The organism is Ruegeria sp. AM2 (assembly GCF_056540685.1).
Map to the genome: position 1 here is coordinate 115007 of NZ_JBQFXE010000006.1, position 15459 is coordinate 130465.

Below are 15459 nucleotides of genomic sequence, written 5' to 3' on the forward strand. Positions count from 1 at the left end.
GGTCCGGGTCCCCAAAACAATTCCAATCAGCCGTGAAGGTTCAGGATGTGAAGGCCTCGTTTTCCGTGATCTTTTCAAATGTGGGTAAGAATGCGTCATGGTGCAGCGAAAGGTAGCGTGTGATCTGCTCGCTGCGCATCAGTTTCGCGATGAACCCGCGTGTCAGGACCAGATCGAGATGATCCGCACCGTAGCTGTCTTCGACAAGGCGGACCTCGCGTTCCAGATTGGCAGACTCGCGCTCCATCAGCTCCAGCTGTTCGCGCGAAATGCCTTTGATCTTTTTCGGCGTTGCCGCTGACACCAACTGGCGCTCGGGTGTCGCGGCCAGAAGCGATCGGGCATAGTTGATCGTGAACTTATTCATGGCGACCATGAGATGCGCCGCTTCAATCTGGCGGATTGGCTTCATCTTTTTCAGAATCTGAAACCCGGTCAAAGCCACTTGTTTGTCTTTCAGCAGTTCCGCCGCCTCATCGCAGATACCATCCAAAAGCTGGCGTTTTTGCTTCAGGGTCTTGATGTTGACATTAAGCGCGCTCGCCAAACGGGACTCCGGTACGCCAAGAGAGAGGGCTCTCAGGATCATCTTGTGCTCTTGAATGGTAGCGAGACGAGAGATGCGTTTGTTGTAAGTGAAGGCTTCATCGTCCGTGGAGACAAGACATCGCGCATGTGTCTGACCCTGGTCTTTCAAAACCTCGAGGCGCAGATGCCCATCAAGCAAAGTAAATTGACCAGCGTTGTACGGGTCGCGGGACACAACAATAGGTTCAACAAGGCCAATTTCCTGAACTGATGCGGCGATCTGTTTGAACTTGATGCTGGCCTTCTTTTGCGGCGTGAGCACATAGAGCGGCGCGATGTTCTCGAATGAGAGTGTCACCAGCTCCTGTTCAAAAGCAGCTACAACCGTCCGTTCTTTCCTGGTCACTGTCATGCGGACACCTCCTCGGATTGCGCCAACCGGTCTGCAACCTGCTTCGGCAGATTGGTAAGCCCTTCGGCGCGAAGCAAAGTGACGAAGTTTTCGTCAGTCATCAGGGTCTTGAGCGCTTGTGTCAGAAAGAGCAGTTCGCTGCGCGTTGCACTTGCTTTTCTCAGCAACAATTTCTTTTTCTCGACATCGTTTTCATAGGTCTTGAGCAGACTTTCGACCGACAGGCTTTTACGCGGTCGTTCGCCAGTGGGCGCGCGGCCCTTGCCATGCTTCTGGCGCGCCTCAACCAGACGCTTGGCCGCCAGGAGTCTGCCGCCGCGCAGAAGCTTTTTCTCATAAGCTTGCCTCAGAACACGTTGCACGCCGACGTCATCCGCGTCTGCAATGTCAACGGCAACACTGACCGGAATCTTACCGCTCTCCACTGCACGCAGAAGGCGGTGTTCGTGACTTTCCAGAAGTTTAATGACGCCGTGGACATACTTCTTGGACAGCTGAGTCTTGGCGGCGACTTCAGTTTCAGAGTAACCCCTTTCCTTGAGGCGCCCAATGTCTCTGAGCAAGTCCAGCGAATGGTGATGCCTGCGCGCCAGGTTTTCCACCAGGCTCATAACAAGGCAATCTTCGCTGCTGGCATCTATGACGATCGCCGGTATTTCAGATTGGCCAAGAACCTTGAATGCCTCAAGACGGCCTTGGCCGCAGACCAATTCATATGCTGGACCACTTCCGTCCTCAATCTTACGCGCAGCAACCGTTATGGGCCTTTTCAACCCAAGCTCCGCGATGTTTGCGGTAATTTCGTCGAACACCTTTTTGTTCCTGAGCCTCGGGTTAACGACGGTAATTGCATCGACAGGAACAAGAACAGTGTGTCCGACCGGCGCATGGTCCATCACGCTGCCTCCAGTATTGGTGTGCGTGCGGCCATGTCGAAGAAATGAGCCAGGTTATCGAAGCGGAATGCATCAAGGGACAAACCGTTGTGTTCCGCCAAGCGCAGCTTTGATTTGGTCATGTCAAAGGTAGGCAGCAAGTAGTAGTCGAGCGGCGTTCTGTTTGACTGCCCCATCCTGACGACGATGGACAAGTCGGGGAGCTGACCGGTGTTCAAACGAATGTTCCAACGATACGCACCTGCGCCTGTCTGAAGACAGCGCGCAATGACAATTGAAACGGTGAACTCGTCATTGATGATGAGGGTATCTGTATCGGGGTCACGAGCGACATCTCCGCCAACGGCTTCGACTCCGGCGATGATGTCCCGGATGATGTCGGAGTGCAGGCTGCGCAAACGTCTGTTGATCTCAATGTACCGGTAATCTCTGTCAGGCTTGAAGCCGACGAGGCTGTAAGCGCGCAACAGGCTACCAAATCTGTTCTGATAGGCCCCGCTGGATGGAAGCTTTGGCGCTTCATTGATGACAAAGCCCGAGAGATACCCGTTTTCCTCCAAAACCTCCTTAAGCCGATCTAGCATTTCTTCGTCGGACAGCACATGCGAGCGGGCTGCAATAATTGCTCCGGCAGCGTCGAACAGGTTGGCGTCAACGATTGCTTCAAAGGCACCAACAGCGCGAACCCAATTTTCCGGATCGTTCCGAACATGGCGTTTCTTGAGTTTGAAGGAATTGCGGTTCCAGAGATTATTCCCGATGTATTTTTCGTTGGTCAGAATTTGACGCACAACCGCTGGTGACCAATCCCGATCCAGATCGGTTCGAATTCCGCGCTGGTTCAGGTCTGACGCAATCTCAGCTTCAGACCAACCGTCGTTCACAAACCTCAAGAAGATCTGGTTCACTATTGCGATTTCATCGGCAGGACCCGGAACAAGTGTTACCCGGTCGGTCTGAATACTCTTGTGTTCACCTCGCGAAAGAATGGCCTTGGTACGTCCTGCTTCATCAATCAGCATCCGCCGCAACCCGAACCCAGCTGCGCCGCCTTGTCGATAGCCCAACTCGATCAGCCGCTGCTGCCCCGCAAAGACCTTTTGCGAAAGCTCGCGACTGTATTCGCCTGCCATTGCCCGCTTTAAACCTTTGACGACGGTGGACATTGGGCTGCCATCATTCTCGAACTGTTCCGCGCAATACTCGACCGAAATGCCCGCCCGTTTGCAGATATACTCGTAGTAGGCGCTTTCATCCGCGTCCTGGAAGCGCCCCCAACGGCTGACATCGTAAACGAGAACAGTTCCGAATTCGGTCTGGCCAGTTTCGATGTCGTCGATCAATTGCGATAGGCCTGCACGGCCTTGAATTCTCAATCCGCTTTTGCCTGCATCAGAATAGGTTCGGATAATCTTGTAGCCGCGTTCATCGGCATAGCGCTGGATGGCGTCGGCCTGGTTTTCGGTCGAGTAGCGCTGATGCTCTGTCGACATGCGAACGTACTGTGCAGCGTTCCGGCGGTTTTCCCTGTCTGTCTTGTTCTTCGGCCAACTCAATGCTGCGGCTCCCACCACTCAAATTTGCAAACCTGTACGGGAACTCTGCGATTCCTTTCTCAATCCTAATGGGAGAGGTCCGGAAACATGTTTCATAAAAAGGGCAACACGTTTCATCGAAAGTGCGACGAGCGCGTTTCGGCGTCAGAATACAGGGAGGCGATCAGCGACGCTCTTTCTCAAGAACTGGGTGGGGCAGGGCGAGCTACAAAATCAACGATGCGGTGGACTGGAGCAAGTGAACGAACGGCTAAGAACTGGATATCTGGCTCATACGGACCAACAGGCGAAAACTTGATCGCATTGATGAAGCATTCAGACACAGTTTTCGCGGTTGTACTCGAATTGGCGGGACGGAGCGAAGCGATGTCGATAGCACGGCTAAAACTTGTCAGAGAAGAACTGGCCGGAATTTTGAGTAATTTAGATACGATTTGCGCCGATGAGGGCGATCAAAATCCAGAATAGACTCTTTCGGTTGCTCCAACGTGATGGAAAGCCTTTGAGTCGCAAATGGCAAAACCCGTGCGCCCATGAAAAATCGAATGACTCAAAACCAATGGCTTAGCTGTCGTTGAATGGCAAAACTATGTGTCGCCCGACAGCTCAAAACATTGAATAAATTCCCATCAGTGTTTTCCTGCCCCTGATCTGCCACTAAAATCAAATCGCTTGCCGGTTCTGCGGCCCGATACCCGATTGAGTCGGAATGTCGCACCCCACCCCACGGCCTCACCCGGACGCAGCGCAGTTTTGTTTATACCCCATGCTTACCAAGCGCGGGGTATTTGGACTTTTTGACTAGTGTGTCAGACGAAACGAGGGCAGATGTTCTGCGAGGCTATTTGGACGTGTGTAAGATAGCACGGCAAACAGGCAAAGGTGGCGAATTCTGCATCTTACTCAAATGAGGTATGGTTAAGAGCCGAAGTCTACCAATAGCTCTGGACGCAGTGCCCCGGCACGTCCGAACAGACTATTGCCAGACCGAAAATCCGCAGTCCTCGGAAACTAACGCTGAAACATGCCTTCAATTGAAAGCTATTCTTGGTCAATATCGATACCCATGAACGCTCGCGTGGGGACTAGATGATCAATTTGAAACCAACAATTTTACAGATTGAGAAACTCCTCGAAGAAAATACTGAAGCGAGTGTGACTTATGCCGCCCTTGAGTGCCGTCTGGCTATCGAAAGAATTTGCTATGAACGTCTCCGTTTAGCGCATGACTACATTTCACACGATGATCTGAAGAAATGGCAGTCGAGTGATATTGTGAAGACGCTCATTCAAGAGGTTGACGCCAATGCCGCCGAGACCTTTACGTTATCTATCGCGCGGGAACCCATGCCAGAAGGTTCCCCTCCGCCAACTCTCGAGGATTACAAGGCGATGGAGTGGCTTCCCGTCGGCACCCAAGTCGGCTTTGCACCCAACAAACTTAGAAAGCTATGGAACGGACTTACAAAACTCGCGCTGCATGTCAAAACCCCAACCTAGAAAGATGCGACCGTTAAACAATACGGCGACTTTCAAGCGATTGCGTCCAAGGTCAAACAGGCACTCGCGGAAATCAACCGAGTTTCCGAAGGCACATTGGCGCTCCACGAGACCCCCACATGATACCAAGTGCGGCCTCGCCAGCTTCCCAATGTCCCTGCGTTTCGTTCGAGGCTTGCGTAAGATGGTCTGGATGCGCGTAAACTGTCCCAAAGACGCTGACGTCAGACATTCAAAACAAAGAGAAAGGATCAAACAGAAGACCATTGAAACCCGGCGCCTGCTTCACCGCAAATCCGCCGCATAATCAAACCAGCCAGACTCTCTCTTAGCTTAGGCCGCCATCTGTCCCAAAATCCCTGACAACGGACACTACCGAAATCATAGATGAAGTCTACCTGAGCTGTTATGGCCCGCTCCAGTTACCAGGTTTCTTTCCAGGGGCGCAGGTCCAACTCGTGCGTCCATGCCGTCCGGGGCTGTTTGTGCAGCATCACGTAGTTCTGGGCGATGTGTTCGGGATTCAGGATACGGTCATCCTCGCGCAATTGATCCACATCGGGGAAGTTCTCGCGGATGAAGACGCTGTCAATGGCACCGTCGATGACCGTATGGGCAACATGAATGTTCTTGGGTCCCAGTTCGCGCGCCATGGATTGCGCAAGCGCGCGCAGCGCGTGCTTGGCGCCGGAAAAGGCCGAGAAACCGGCATTGCCGCGCATACTGGCCGAGGCTCCGGTGAAAATTATAGTCCCGCGTTCGCGCGGCAGCATTCGCGCGGCAACCTCGTGGCCCATCAGGAACCCGGCAAAGGCGGCCATCTCCCAAACCTTGCGATAAACGCGCGGTGTGGTTTCGGTGATACCAAAGCGCACATTGGCCCCGATGTTGAAGACGGCCACTTCGATTGGGCCGACCTCTTCTTCGATCTTTGCGACCAGGTTGTGCATCTCGGTCTCATCGCGTGCATCGGCGGGATAGGCGCGGGCCTGGTGGCCCTCCGCCCGGATGGATTCCGCAAGTGTTTCGAGGGCGGCCGCGTGGCGATCACGACGAACAACACAAGCAGTTAACCCATCGCGTGCGAATGCTCGGGCGATAGCAGAGCCGGTGTCATCTCCGGCTCCGATAATCAAGCAAGCTCCGTTTGGGTTCTGCATGTGCTGTCCTCCTGATCGGGTGTTCGTCCGCGGTTTTCGTCAGATCACGCGCGGACCTTTTTGACGGCCTTACCGTTTTTCCAAAACCGGTACATTACCCGCAGCGCCGGCCACACGCCGTCCGCCTTTGTCTGCACCTTCTTGCCCTGCGAGATGCGTTCGATCTGCATGGTGTACCAGCTGATCTCCATGATCGCCATGGCGTCGATCTTCTTGATGCCCGAGCGGATCGGCGCAACATGCGACACGTGCTTGGGGTTCTGCAGCACGTGGGTGCCGAACTTGGGATCAACGGCAAAGGGACGCGCCACACCGGCCATGTCCAACGCGCCGGTGGCCAGAGCTTCGCTCATGCCTTCGGAAGACCGGAAGCCGCCGGTCACGACCAGAGGGGTCGAGATCTGGCTTTTGACCTTTTCGGCATATTCAAGGAAATACGCCTCGCGCTTGAGGGTGCTTTCCTTTTTGACTTCCTGCTTGCCCTTGCGGTTCACGGGGTTTTCCCAGCTGCCGCCCGAGATTTCGATCAGGTCGATGCCCAGGCCGTCCAGACGCTTGGCCACTTCGATCGAGTCTTCCTCGGTGAAGCCGCCCTTCTGGAAGTCGGACGAGTTGATCTTGATGCCAACGTTGAAATCGTCGCCTGTGCGGGCGCGTACACGTTTGTAGACTTCTTCGACAAAGCGGAAACGGTTGTCAAAGCTGCCGCCCCATTTGTCTTCGCGGCGGTTGTGATGCGGCGACAGGAACTGGCCGATCAGATAGCCATGCGCGCCGTGCAACTGAACGCCGGTAAATCCTGCCTCTTCCAGACGGGCGGCGGCTTCGGCGAAACGGTTGATGATCTCTTCGATCTCGGCATCAGTCAACTCGCGCGGAGGGGCGAACATATCGTTCGGGATCGGCACGACCGATGGCGCAACCGGCGCGTCGTTGACCATTTTGGGCGACTGCTTGCCCGGGTGGTTCAACTGCGGCCAGATGTGGGTGTTGGTGCGCTTGCCGGTGGCGGCCCATTTGCGCAGCAGGTCCATGTTGGTGTCCAGCAGCGCGTCAACAACCAGCGGTTCGTTCATGTGCTTGCCGTCAACCATCATGTTGCCGGTGATCAGCAGGCTTGCGCCGCTATTGGCCCATGCCTCGTACAGCGATACATGAGCTGGTGTCACTTTACCGTCTGGTGTCGCCAGCGCTTCGTTCATCGAAGCTTTGCAGATCCGGTTGCGCAGAACCGTACCTGATTTCAGCGTCAGGGGATCCCCAAGCGTTGCCATTTGCGTGTTTCCTTGAGTCATTTCGGTCGGTTGAATTTTCTGAGCAGCAACCATTGGGTCTTACTCCTTGATTTTGCGGCGCTTGAAGCGCATCGCCTGAAGCTTTTTCAGGCTGTTGAACATGAAGTTGTCCCAGGGCGGGGCAACAAAGGCGGTGGCGTTGATCCGGCCCTTGCGGACCACGCCCTTGGCCTTCGAGAAATTGCGGAAGCCTTCTTCGCCGTGATAGTGCCCCATCCCCGACGGGCCGATGCCGCCGAACGGGATGTCATCGGCCATCACATGAGACATGGTGTCGTTGATGCAGGCACCACCCGCATGGGTGCGGGCCAGAATGTCGTTGGCGCGGGTCTTGTCCCAGTCGAAATAGTAGAAGGCCAGCGGACGCGGGCGATCGTTGACATAGACCACGGCCTCATCGATCGAGTCGTAAGGGATCACCGGCAGGATCGGGCCAAAGATCTCTTCGCGCAGCACCAGCATCTCATCGGTCGCGCCCAGGATCAGGGTCATCGGCATCTTGCGGGTGTCGTTGAAATGCTCACCTTTGGGGTTGATAGTGATCAGCTCGGCGCCTTTTTCCTCGGCGTCTTTCAGATACCCTTCAAGGCGGGTCTTCTGACGGTCGGTGATAATCGCCGTATAGTCCTGATTGTCGCGCAGGGTCGGATACGCTTTGCTCATCGACTCTGCAAAGGCGGTGCAGAAGGCGTTGACCTTGTCGCGCGGGCACAGGATGTAATCGGGCGACACGCAGACCTGACCGGCGTTGATGCCCTTGCCGAACGCGATCCGGCTGGCGGCTTCTTCGATCGGGAAGTCCTTGTGGATGATGACCGGTGACTTGCCGCCCAGTTCCAGCGTGACGGGCGTCAGGTTGTCGGCGGCGGCCTTCATTACGATCTTGCCGACCTGAGTCGAGCCGGTGAACACCAGATGGTCGAAGGGCAGCTTGGTGAACTCAGTCGCGACCTCGACGCCACCAGTGACAACGGTCACTTCGTCCTCAGAGAAGATGTCCGCGATGATCTCTTTCAACAGATCGCCCGAGGCCGGTGCGAATTCCGACGATTTCAGCATCGCGCGGTTGCCCGCAGCCAGCGCACCAACCAGCGGCGACAGGGCCAGAAAGATCGGAAAGTTCCAAGGCACCACGATACCGACCACGCCCACGGGCTGATACTGCACCTGAATGCTGGCGGGCATCAGGGTCAGCGGCGCGTGACGGCGCTGCGGCTTCATGAATTTGCGCAGGCGCTTGCGGTAGAAGGCAATGCCATCCAGCAGCGGCATGATCTCGGCCAGTTCGGTTTCAGCCGCCGATCGGTTCGAGAAATCCTTGCTGACAGCTGCGATGATACGCGCTTTGTTGTCGATCAGAGCGTTGTGCAGCTTGTCCAGACGCCGCACCCGAGCCGCCCGGTCAGGCATGGGATCAGCCAGATAGGCTTTTTTCTGCGCCAGAAGCAGAGCCTCGAGGTCAGGTGTTTCCGATGAAACGGGTGTCAGATGCGGTGCAGACATTGTCAAACCCTCCGGGATTCAAACGTAATCAGTGACGGGGCCGATCCCCATTGCGGCGTGCGTTGCGTTCTTGCGTTCCAACCAATCGGCTTCGTCGCCGGGGAAAGGCAGAACCATTCCGCCCTCGACCACCCAATTGGATTCGATGCCGATCAGCGTGACCAGAACCTTGCTTTTGTCCAACTGAGCGGCCTCGGAAATACGGGAATGCATTTGCTCGTTGAGTTTTTCATAGAGGCCAGCAGTCCGATCCCCGCCCATGCGAACGTTGCCGTTCACGCCCAGGGTCGTTCCGCGGCGCATGCTGTAGCCGGTCATGAAAACCACGTTCACGAACTCGGACGGCGCGCCGGTCAGGCCACAATGCACGTCAGTGATGACCTGCGCGATGTCAAAGCGGATCTGTTCGGGGAAGGGTTTTTTGGATGCAAGTGTATAAAGCGGCATTTCAATTCCTCCCCTATTGATTGAACTGCGTGATCAGCACGCCGTGGCGCATCTTCGAGATCATTGCGCGCGAGAACAGCTTGAACAGATAAGTGAAGCGTCCCCAGGGCGATAAACGCGTCAGGTTGCCCTTTAGAATATCCCCATAGCGGGACTGATCGAACGCGCCCACGGACACCTGATCAGGGTGCTGACCGGTGATCTTGCGCCAGCATCTGTCAACCTCCAGCATGAAGGCCTCACGGCGCTGCGTTTCGAACCCGTCCGGAACTTCCATCGAGACAGTCGATGAACGCGACCAGCGGCGATCCGTGATCGTGTGCTGCTTGGCGGCGACGTTCCAGATGATCGTCAGCTTGTCTTCGCAGACATGCTCGGCATAAAGCTTGCGCACGACTTCCTCGAGCGCTTTGATCTGCTCGAGTGAGATCTGACCTTCCTGAATGGCAATGAGTGATCGCATGATGTCCTCCTGACCCCTAATTTCGGGTTTTGGGGGGCGAAATGCGATGATGGCAGCGGACATCTTTTTGACATTATCGGCCACGGTTGTTAGCATCTGAAGATGCAAAATGAGTCCCAGAAACGGTCCCCAGGAAGCATCCGCATTCTGTGCGAAGAAGCGCCAAGTTATGGTGTGACTCCGGAACAGTGTCTGGAAGGAACCGGACTTGTGACGTTCGATCTTTATCAGAACGAAGCAACAGTAACTCTTGGGCAGGAAGTTTCAGCAATTGCCAACTTTATCAAATACGCACCGGGGCGTCCGGGCATGGGAATCGAGATCGGACGCAGATATCGTCCCGAAGTGTTTGGAATCTGGGGTTATGCAATACTAAGCAGTCCGACGCTTCGTGCGGGGATGAAAACAGCGATAGATTTTGCGAATTTGTCCTTTCTGATCGCCCGTTTGCGGCTGAATGAGCTAGTAGACCCACCGGTTTTGAACATGGATATCAGCGGCTTGCCGAAGTCGGTTGAGGGCTTTGTTCTGGAACGGCACCTTTCTGTCATCAACAACTTTACGTCGCAGTTTCTTCCAGAGTTTGCTTTGACCAAAGTAACGTTCGAAACAACACTGGTTGACCCCAAGATCGCCGAAGCAATCAAGTCCATGCTGGGTGTCAACGTCAGACTGGGATGCGACAGGAATGCCATTGTGCTGTCCAACAAGCTGTTGGATCTGCCGTTACCTCAGCACAACCCAGCCACGATGGAGAGTTGCCTGCGGCAGTGTCGGAGCCTGTTGAATTTAGAGGACTCTGATATTCCGGAAGTGACGGCTCAAGTCCGCGAAGCGACACTTCTTGAGATGAACAACGATCCAACAATCGTTTCGATAGCGTCAAAACTCGGAACCAGTGAACGCACGTTGCGCCGCCGCTTGGCTCAAGAGGGCACCAGTTTCAGAAAGATCCACACTGAGGCCAAACTGGCAATCGGGCACGAATTGCTCAGCACGGCTGGCCTGGATGTTTCAACCGTCGCTTGGAGAACCGGTTACTCGGAGCCATCCAGCTTTGTAAGGGCCTTTACTAAGAAATACGGGTACTCGCCGGGCAGTTTGAAACATTCGTCGCGCTATGGAGAAAACAAACTGACGGGCTAACTGTGGCAGCGCTAATTGTTGTTTTCGGCAAGCGTTGCCGCAGATCGCGCCAATAAATCCACAAGCCACCTGTGACCCGGATCAGTATTTCGGCTTTTGTGCCAGTACAGGTGCACCTCAATTTCAGGGTAGTCGAATGGAAGGTGATTCGAAGCCAGCGTGCCAGCATCGACCAAGGGCCTGGCCAGTCGGCTCGGAACGACAGCGATCAGGTCGGTTGCTGCAACAACATGAGGGATGGAAACAAAACTGGACATTTGCAAAGCGATGTTGCGAGTTGGTAGCGAATTTCCCAATAAAAATTCCAAAGGCGTAGTTCGCCGACTGTTCTGGCTGCGAACCATACCAAACCTTCGCACCAGCGAAACTTGCGCCAGCGTTTGAAACTCCTCCAGTGACACTCCTTCATTTGCGCATGGATGATCGGTGGCACAAATGAGCGTCAGCGACTCGCGCAACAGCAGCAACGAGTCAAAGTGTTCTTCAGGCATAGGAGTGTAATCTACCGCGTAACCCAATCTTCCGTCTTTAAGACGCACAGGGATTTCGTCCAGGTAATCAGGGTGAACCTTCCACTTTAAGTTGGGCGCCTGCTTCCGAGCTTCGTTCATCAATGCAGGTCCCCAGATGTGTTCTACTGCATGATTCATCGAAACATCGATGGTTCGGGAAAACTTCTCTGCAGAAAACTCCTGGTCTTCGAAACTGCTTCTAATCTGTACAAGCGCGGGGGCAATCTGAGCATGAAGATCATAAGCGCGTTGCGTCGGCTTTAAACCGCGCCCGGTACGTACAAACAATTCGTCATCAAATCCGAGTCTCAATCGTTTGAGAGCGTTGCTGACCGCAGGTTGACTCATGTTTAGACGCTCTGCCGCCTTGGACAAGTGCTGTTCCCGCATCAAAATATCGAAGATTGGCAGCAGATTCAGATCATGATTTCTTAGCATTAACGCTGTTATTCTCCAAATTGATAATATCCTTAAGTAATATAAATTAGAAGCTATATCAAATCTGCATATTCTGACTGGCAACTTTTGGTTAGGGAGGACCCAGTTATGAATGACGAGGCAAGAGAGAAGTTTCGGGCCAAATACCGCGCAGGCGTAAGCCCAAACTACAGCGGTCTGTTGCACCTGTCCGTTGTTGTGATCGGCGCCGGATCTTTGATCTGGTGGGGCGCGACCAGATTGGTGGACTTCAAACTTTACCAACTTTGGTTCGTTGTCGCGACCTATGTCGCCTATAATCTGGGTGAGTGGGCATCTCATAACTATTGGGGGCATCACAAAACAAAGTTGTTCAAGCTGTTCTATCAGCGTCACACAGGCGACCATCATACCTTCTTCGTGGATACGGACATGGAATATCAGATGGTGCTGGATTGGCGCGTCGTGATCTTCCCGATCTATCTGCTCGTTCTGACCACTGTGGCAATTTCAATCCCCGGAGGTCTTGTGTCCTACTTCATCTTTGGGGGCAACTACGGCTATCTGTTCTTCATCACGATGACATCGTGCTATCTGTTGTATGAAGTCCTGCATTTCAGCTACCACCTGCAGCGTGGTTCGGTCACCGAACGCATTTTCCGCCTGATCCCCGGCTGGACGTACCTGCGGCTGTTTCACACTGTGCATCACAATCGTGACCGGATGGTTGAGGGTAACTTCAACATCACTTTGCCTCTGTTCGACTGGATTTTCGGCACGCTTTATTTTGACGCGAATGACCAGCAAAAACCGTCAGGTGGCGGTGTGAACCCGCAGGCTCAGTAACTTAGCGGACATGGTCTTAGGCGGCGGGGTTTGCCTGCCGCCTAAGTGTTATTGACCGTTCGTAACACTCAGGAATTCCAATGCCAAAATCAGACCCACGCCCGTTTGGTCAGAAGGTGGCCATGTGGCTAATCAAAAGTCCAACGGGGCTCAAAATCTCCGCGCGCGGCAGAAAGAAAGCAGCGGAAAAACAGCTTGAAAACGCGGTCAACGAAACGGTCATGATCCCGCGTCGGGACGGAACCGGCGATGTTCGAGTACGGGTCTACAAGCCTGCCAATTGCGAGGGTCCGCTGCCAATTGTCGTGTTCTTCCATGGTGGTGGGTACGCCACAGGCTGGCCGGAACGCCATCATGCCCTGTATCAACGCCTGATGGCGTCGCGCCCCTGCATCATTGTAGCACCGGCGTTCCGGCTTTCGATTGAGGCCCCTTATCCAGCGGGGCATGACGATTGCTACGACACGCTACTCTGGGTACGTGATCATGCCGAGCAATTGGGTGGCGATGCGAACAACCTCATATTGGCCGGGAACAGTTCGGGCGGCGGGTTGGTCCTGTCGACCGCTCTGCGCGCGCGGGATGCGGGAGACGTAAAGATCGCGTTCATGATGCCCTTCTATCCGATGATCGATGACCGCGCATCCAATTGGACTAAGCTGCCAAGGAACAAGATCACGTGGACGCGCGAACACGGGGTATTGGCCTGGCACTTGTTGCTGCGGGAACTGCGAACGCAAAAGCGGTACGACATCCCGACCTACGCTGTTCCAGCGTTGGCTGACGATATCTCGGATTTGCCGCCTGCGCTTGGCTATGTCGGTGATCTGGACATCCTTAGGGCCGAGGCCGAAGCAATGGCCGGTCGGATGAAGCAGGCGGGTTGCCGCGTTACGTTCCGTACATTTGACGGTGTTTTTCACGCCATGGAAGACAGTGCCTCGCAAACGCCGCAAGCTCGCGAAGTCAACCGTTGGGTTTCCGCGGAATTCGCACGCATGGTGGATAGCTACTGCTCGGTGTGAGCGGCAAACCAAGGTCTTACAACAATCGAATGGCCGAAAGTGTCAAACAATTGACCGATGCGACGCTATTGCGAGGGGAGCGCTATAGCCATTTTGGTGGCAGGGAGGCATGCGATGCAGTTTGATTATGTGATAGTGGGTGGCGGCTCAGCGGGATGTGTACTGGCAAACCGTCTCACGGAAAATCCGGATGTTACTGTCTGCTTGTTGGAAGCAGGCGGCGGCGGGGACAGCATTTTGGTCCGCATGCCGGCGGCCGTGGTGGCCATGCTTCCGGGAAAGCCAGCCAAGATCAATAACTGGGTATTTGAAACCGTCGAGCAGCCGGGGCTGAACGGGCGCAAAGGCTATCAGCCGCGTGGCAAGGCCCTGGGCGGGTCCAGCGCGATCAACGCTATGCTCTACGTGCGTGGCCAGCGCGAGGATTACGACGAATGGGCCAATCTGGGCTGCGAAGGTTGGGATTGGGACAGCATTCTTCCCTATTTCAAGAAGTCGGAAAACAATGAGCATGGCGGCGACGATATGCACGGCGGCTCGGGACCGCTGCAGGTCTCGGACCAAAAGGAATCGCGCCCGATTACTCAGGATTTCATCGAAGCCGCAAAGCAGCTCCAAATCCGCGAGCGCAAGGATTTCAATACCGGCGACAATGAGGGCGTTGGATATTATCAGGTCACGCAGTTCCACGACAAAGCCAAGAACGGCGAGCGCTGTTCGGCTGCTGCTGCCTATCTTTTCCCGGTCATGGATCGTCCGAACCTGACCGTGATCACCAAAGCCCATGCCAAGGGTCTGACCTTTGACGGCAAGCGCGCGACAGGTGTGGTCTACAAGGAAAACGGCAAGGGCAAGGATATCGAGGTCAAAGCCTCGCGCGAGGTGTTGTTATGCGGTGGCGCGCTGAAGACCCCGCAGTTGTTGCAGCTGTCCGGTGTCGGCGACCCTGCGGATCTGGAACAGCACGGGATCGAAGTACGACACAACCTTCCGGGCGTTGGCAAGAACCTGCAAGACCACATGGATTTCACCCTGGCTTATAAATCTGCCGACACCGACAATTTCGGTATTGGCTTAGTTGGCGGCATGAAGCTGATGGGGCATATCAACCGCTGGCGCAAAACTGGCGTCTCGATGGCATCCACCTGCTTTGCAGAGGGCGCAGCGTTTCTGAAGACTTCTCCCGATCTGGATCGCCCAGACATCCAGCTGCATTTCACCATCGCCCTGGTCGATGATCACTCGCGGAAGTTGCATTATGGCTATGGCTTTAGCTGCCATGTCTGCAAGTTGCGCCCCGAAAGCCGCGGATGGGTAGCGCTGAACAGCGCCGATCCCTTTGCCATGCCTGCTATCGATCCGGCCTTCTTGGCCGATGACCGCGACCTTGAGACGATGATCAAGGGCGCAAAGCTGACGCGTGAAATTCTTCAGGCCCCTGCCTTGGAGAAATACCGCAAGAAAGAGATGTTCGGAACCGATACAGCCAAAACGGACGCCGATTGGGAAAACCACATCCGGTCGCGCGCCGATACGATCTATCACCCTGTTGGAACCTGCAAAATGGGTGTTGATGATATGGCCGTCGTTGACCCGCAACTCCGAGTGCGCGGGCTGGAGGGGCTGCGCGTTGTCGATGCCTCAATCATGCCGAACCTGATCTCGGGCAATACAAACGCGCCCACCATGATGATTGCCGAAAAAGCTGCCGACATGATCAAGGCAGCAAGCTAACCGAAACCGCAAACCTGCG

General features: G+C 54.9%; 15 protein-coding genes. 6 read left to right on the top strand and 9 right to left on the bottom strand.

From position 1 onward, the window contains the following. Positions 1-40: 40 nt before the first annotated feature. From ACR0CR_RS13245 to ACR0CR_RS13255, 3 genes are read right to left on the bottom strand one after another with little or no spacing between them, the layout of a single operon-like run. Positions 41-940 (bottom strand): plasmid partitioning protein RepB C-terminal domain-containing protein, encoded by a 900-nt coding sequence (locus ACR0CR_RS13245; RefSeq protein ID WP_480599775.1) that lies wholly within the window; start codon positions 938-940, stop codon positions 41-43. Further along, positions 937-1836: a plasmid partitioning protein RepB C-terminal domain-containing protein gene (locus tag ACR0CR_RS13250; RefSeq protein WP_480599777.1), complete on the bottom strand. Its 900-nt coding sequence runs from the start codon at positions 1834-1836 to the stop codon at positions 937-939. The genes ACR0CR_RS13245 and ACR0CR_RS13250 overlap by 4 nt, the downstream gene beginning before the upstream one ends. Beyond that, complete coding sequence (locus ACR0CR_RS13255) at positions 1836-3407, bottom strand: recombinase family protein (protein WP_480599873.1); 1572 nt, start codon at positions 3405-3407, stop codon at positions 1836-1838. Before ACR0CR_RS13255 ends, ACR0CR_RS13250 begins: the two co-directional genes overlap by 1 nt. Before the next feature lie 72 nt (positions 3408-3479). Between ACR0CR_RS13255 and ACR0CR_RS13260 the strand changes: the two genes are divergently transcribed. Together ACR0CR_RS13260 and ACR0CR_RS13265 are read left to right on the top strand one after the other, a co-directional pair. Further along, positions 3480-3860, top strand: coding sequence for a hypothetical protein (locus ACR0CR_RS13260; RefSeq protein ID WP_480599779.1), 381 nt, complete (start codon positions 3480-3482; stop codon positions 3858-3860). Between the two features lie 621 nt (positions 3861-4481). Beyond that, positions 4482-4892 carry a hypothetical protein gene (locus ACR0CR_RS13265; protein WP_480599780.1) on the top strand — a complete coding sequence of 137 codons (411 nt, stop codon included), beginning with the start codon at positions 4482-4484 and terminating at the stop codon, positions 4890-4892. A gap of 422 nt (positions 4893-5314) precedes the next feature. On the opposite strand, the gene ACR0CR_RS13270 is transcribed toward ACR0CR_RS13265, so the two are convergent. The 5 genes from ACR0CR_RS13270 to ACR0CR_RS13290 are packed head-to-tail and all read right to left on the bottom strand — an operon-like array spanning position 5315 to position 9760. Beyond that, positions 5315-6052 (bottom strand): SDR family oxidoreductase, encoded by a 738-nt coding sequence (locus tag ACR0CR_RS13270; protein ID WP_480599782.1) that lies wholly within the window; start codon positions 6050-6052, stop codon positions 5315-5317. A gap of 44 nt (positions 6053-6096) precedes the next feature. Continuing rightward, a complete protein-coding gene (locus ACR0CR_RS13275; RefSeq protein WP_480599783.1) occupies positions 6097-7326 on the bottom strand; it encodes an NADH:flavin oxidoreductase/NADH oxidase family protein in 1230 nt (409 codons plus the stop codon). Between the two features lie 60 nt (positions 7327-7386). Continuing rightward, positions 7387-8850 (bottom strand): coniferyl aldehyde dehydrogenase, encoded by a 1464-nt coding sequence (locus ACR0CR_RS13280; RefSeq protein WP_480599785.1) that lies wholly within the window; start codon positions 8848-8850, stop codon positions 7387-7389. 18 nt (positions 8851-8868) lie between these two features. Continuing rightward, on the bottom strand, positions 8869-9297 hold the full coding sequence (locus ACR0CR_RS13285) for a hypothetical protein (protein ID WP_480599787.1): 429 nt from the start codon (positions 9295-9297) through the stop codon (positions 8869-8871). Positions 9298-9310: 13 nt separating this feature from the next. Then, positions 9311-9760, bottom strand: coding sequence for a hypothetical protein (locus ACR0CR_RS13290; RefSeq protein WP_480599788.1), 450 nt, complete (start codon positions 9758-9760; stop codon positions 9311-9313). Positions 9761-9862: 102 nt separating this feature from the next. Here ACR0CR_RS13290 and ACR0CR_RS13295 point away from each other — a divergent pair, with 102 nt between their 5' ends. Then, entirely contained in the window at positions 9863-10906 is a 1044-nt protein-coding gene (locus ACR0CR_RS13295) for an AraC family transcriptional regulator (RefSeq protein WP_480599789.1), read from the top strand. Positions 10907-10917: 11 nt separating this feature from the next. Here the strand turns inward: ACR0CR_RS13295 and ACR0CR_RS13300 are convergent, their stop codons facing one another. Beyond that, complete coding sequence (locus tag ACR0CR_RS13300) at positions 10918-11856, bottom strand: LysR substrate-binding domain-containing protein (RefSeq protein ID WP_480599791.1); 939 nt, start codon at positions 11854-11856, stop codon at positions 10918-10920. A gap of 108 nt (positions 11857-11964) precedes the next feature. Between ACR0CR_RS13300 and ACR0CR_RS13305 the strand changes: the two genes are divergently transcribed. From ACR0CR_RS13305 to ACR0CR_RS13315, 3 genes are all read left to right on the top strand, one after another. Further along, positions 11965-12681 carry a sterol desaturase family protein gene (locus tag ACR0CR_RS13305; RefSeq protein ID WP_480599792.1) on the top strand — a complete coding sequence of 239 codons (717 nt, stop codon included), beginning with the start codon at positions 11965-11967 and terminating at the stop codon, positions 12679-12681. Positions 12682-12761: 80 nt separating this feature from the next. Next, positions 12762-13706 (top strand): alpha/beta hydrolase, encoded by a 945-nt coding sequence (locus tag ACR0CR_RS13310; RefSeq protein WP_480599794.1) that lies wholly within the window; start codon positions 12762-12764, stop codon positions 13704-13706. Between the two features lie 114 nt (positions 13707-13820). Beyond that, the gene (locus tag ACR0CR_RS13315; protein ID WP_480599795.1) at positions 13821-15440 is read left to right on the top strand and encodes a GMC family oxidoreductase; all 1620 of its coding nucleotides are present in this window, start codon (positions 13821-13823) and stop codon (positions 15438-15440) included. Positions 15441-15459: the final 19 nt, after the last annotated feature.

Excerpts from the sequence above, each read along its gene's own strand:
- ACR0CR_RS13310 (WP_480599794.1), top strand. The coding sequence starts at position 12,762 with ATGCCAAAATCAGACCCACGCCCGTTTGGTCAGAAGGTGGCCATGTGG.
- ACR0CR_RS13280 (WP_480599785.1), bottom strand. The coding sequence starts at position 8,850 with ATGTCTGCACCGCATCTGACACCCGTTTCATCGGAAACACCTGACCTC.
- ACR0CR_RS13295 (WP_480599789.1), top strand. The coding sequence starts at position 9,863 with ATGCAAAATGAGTCCCAGAAACGGTCCCCAGGAAGCATCCGCATTCTG.
- ACR0CR_RS13285 (WP_480599787.1), bottom strand. The coding sequence starts at position 9,297 with ATGCCGCTTTATACACTTGCATCCAAAAAACCCTTCCCCGAACAGATC.
- ACR0CR_RS13250 (WP_480599777.1), bottom strand. The coding sequence starts at position 1,836 with ATGGACCATGCGCCGGTCGGACACACTGTTCTTGTTCCTGTCGATGCA.
- ACR0CR_RS13245 (WP_480599775.1), bottom strand. The coding sequence starts at position 940 with ATGACAGTGACCAGGAAAGAACGGACGGTTGTAGCTGCTTTTGAACAG.
- ACR0CR_RS13260 (WP_480599779.1), top strand. The coding sequence starts at position 3,480 with ATGTTTCATAAAAAGGGCAACACGTTTCATCGAAAGTGCGACGAGCGC.
- ACR0CR_RS13290 (WP_480599788.1), bottom strand. The coding sequence starts at position 9,760 with ATGCGATCACTCATTGCCATTCAGGAAGGTCAGATCTCACTCGAGCAG.
- ACR0CR_RS13270 (WP_480599782.1), bottom strand. The coding sequence starts at position 6,052 with ATGCAGAACCCAAACGGAGCTTGCTTGATTATCGGAGCCGGAGATGAC.
- ACR0CR_RS13305 (WP_480599792.1), top strand. The coding sequence starts at position 11,965 with ATGAATGACGAGGCAAGAGAGAAGTTTCGGGCCAAATACCGCGCAGGC.
- ACR0CR_RS13300 (WP_480599791.1), bottom strand. The coding sequence starts at position 11,856 with ATGCTAAGAAATCATGATCTGAATCTGCTGCCAATCTTCGATATTTTG.
- ACR0CR_RS13275 (WP_480599783.1), bottom strand. The coding sequence starts at position 7,326 with ATGGCAACGCTTGGGGATCCCCTGACGCTGAAATCAGGTACGGTTCTG.
- ACR0CR_RS13315 (WP_480599795.1), top strand. The coding sequence starts at position 13,821 with ATGCAGTTTGATTATGTGATAGTGGGTGGCGGCTCAGCGGGATGTGTA.
- ACR0CR_RS13265 (WP_480599780.1), top strand. The coding sequence starts at position 4,482 with ATGATCAATTTGAAACCAACAATTTTACAGATTGAGAAACTCCTCGAA.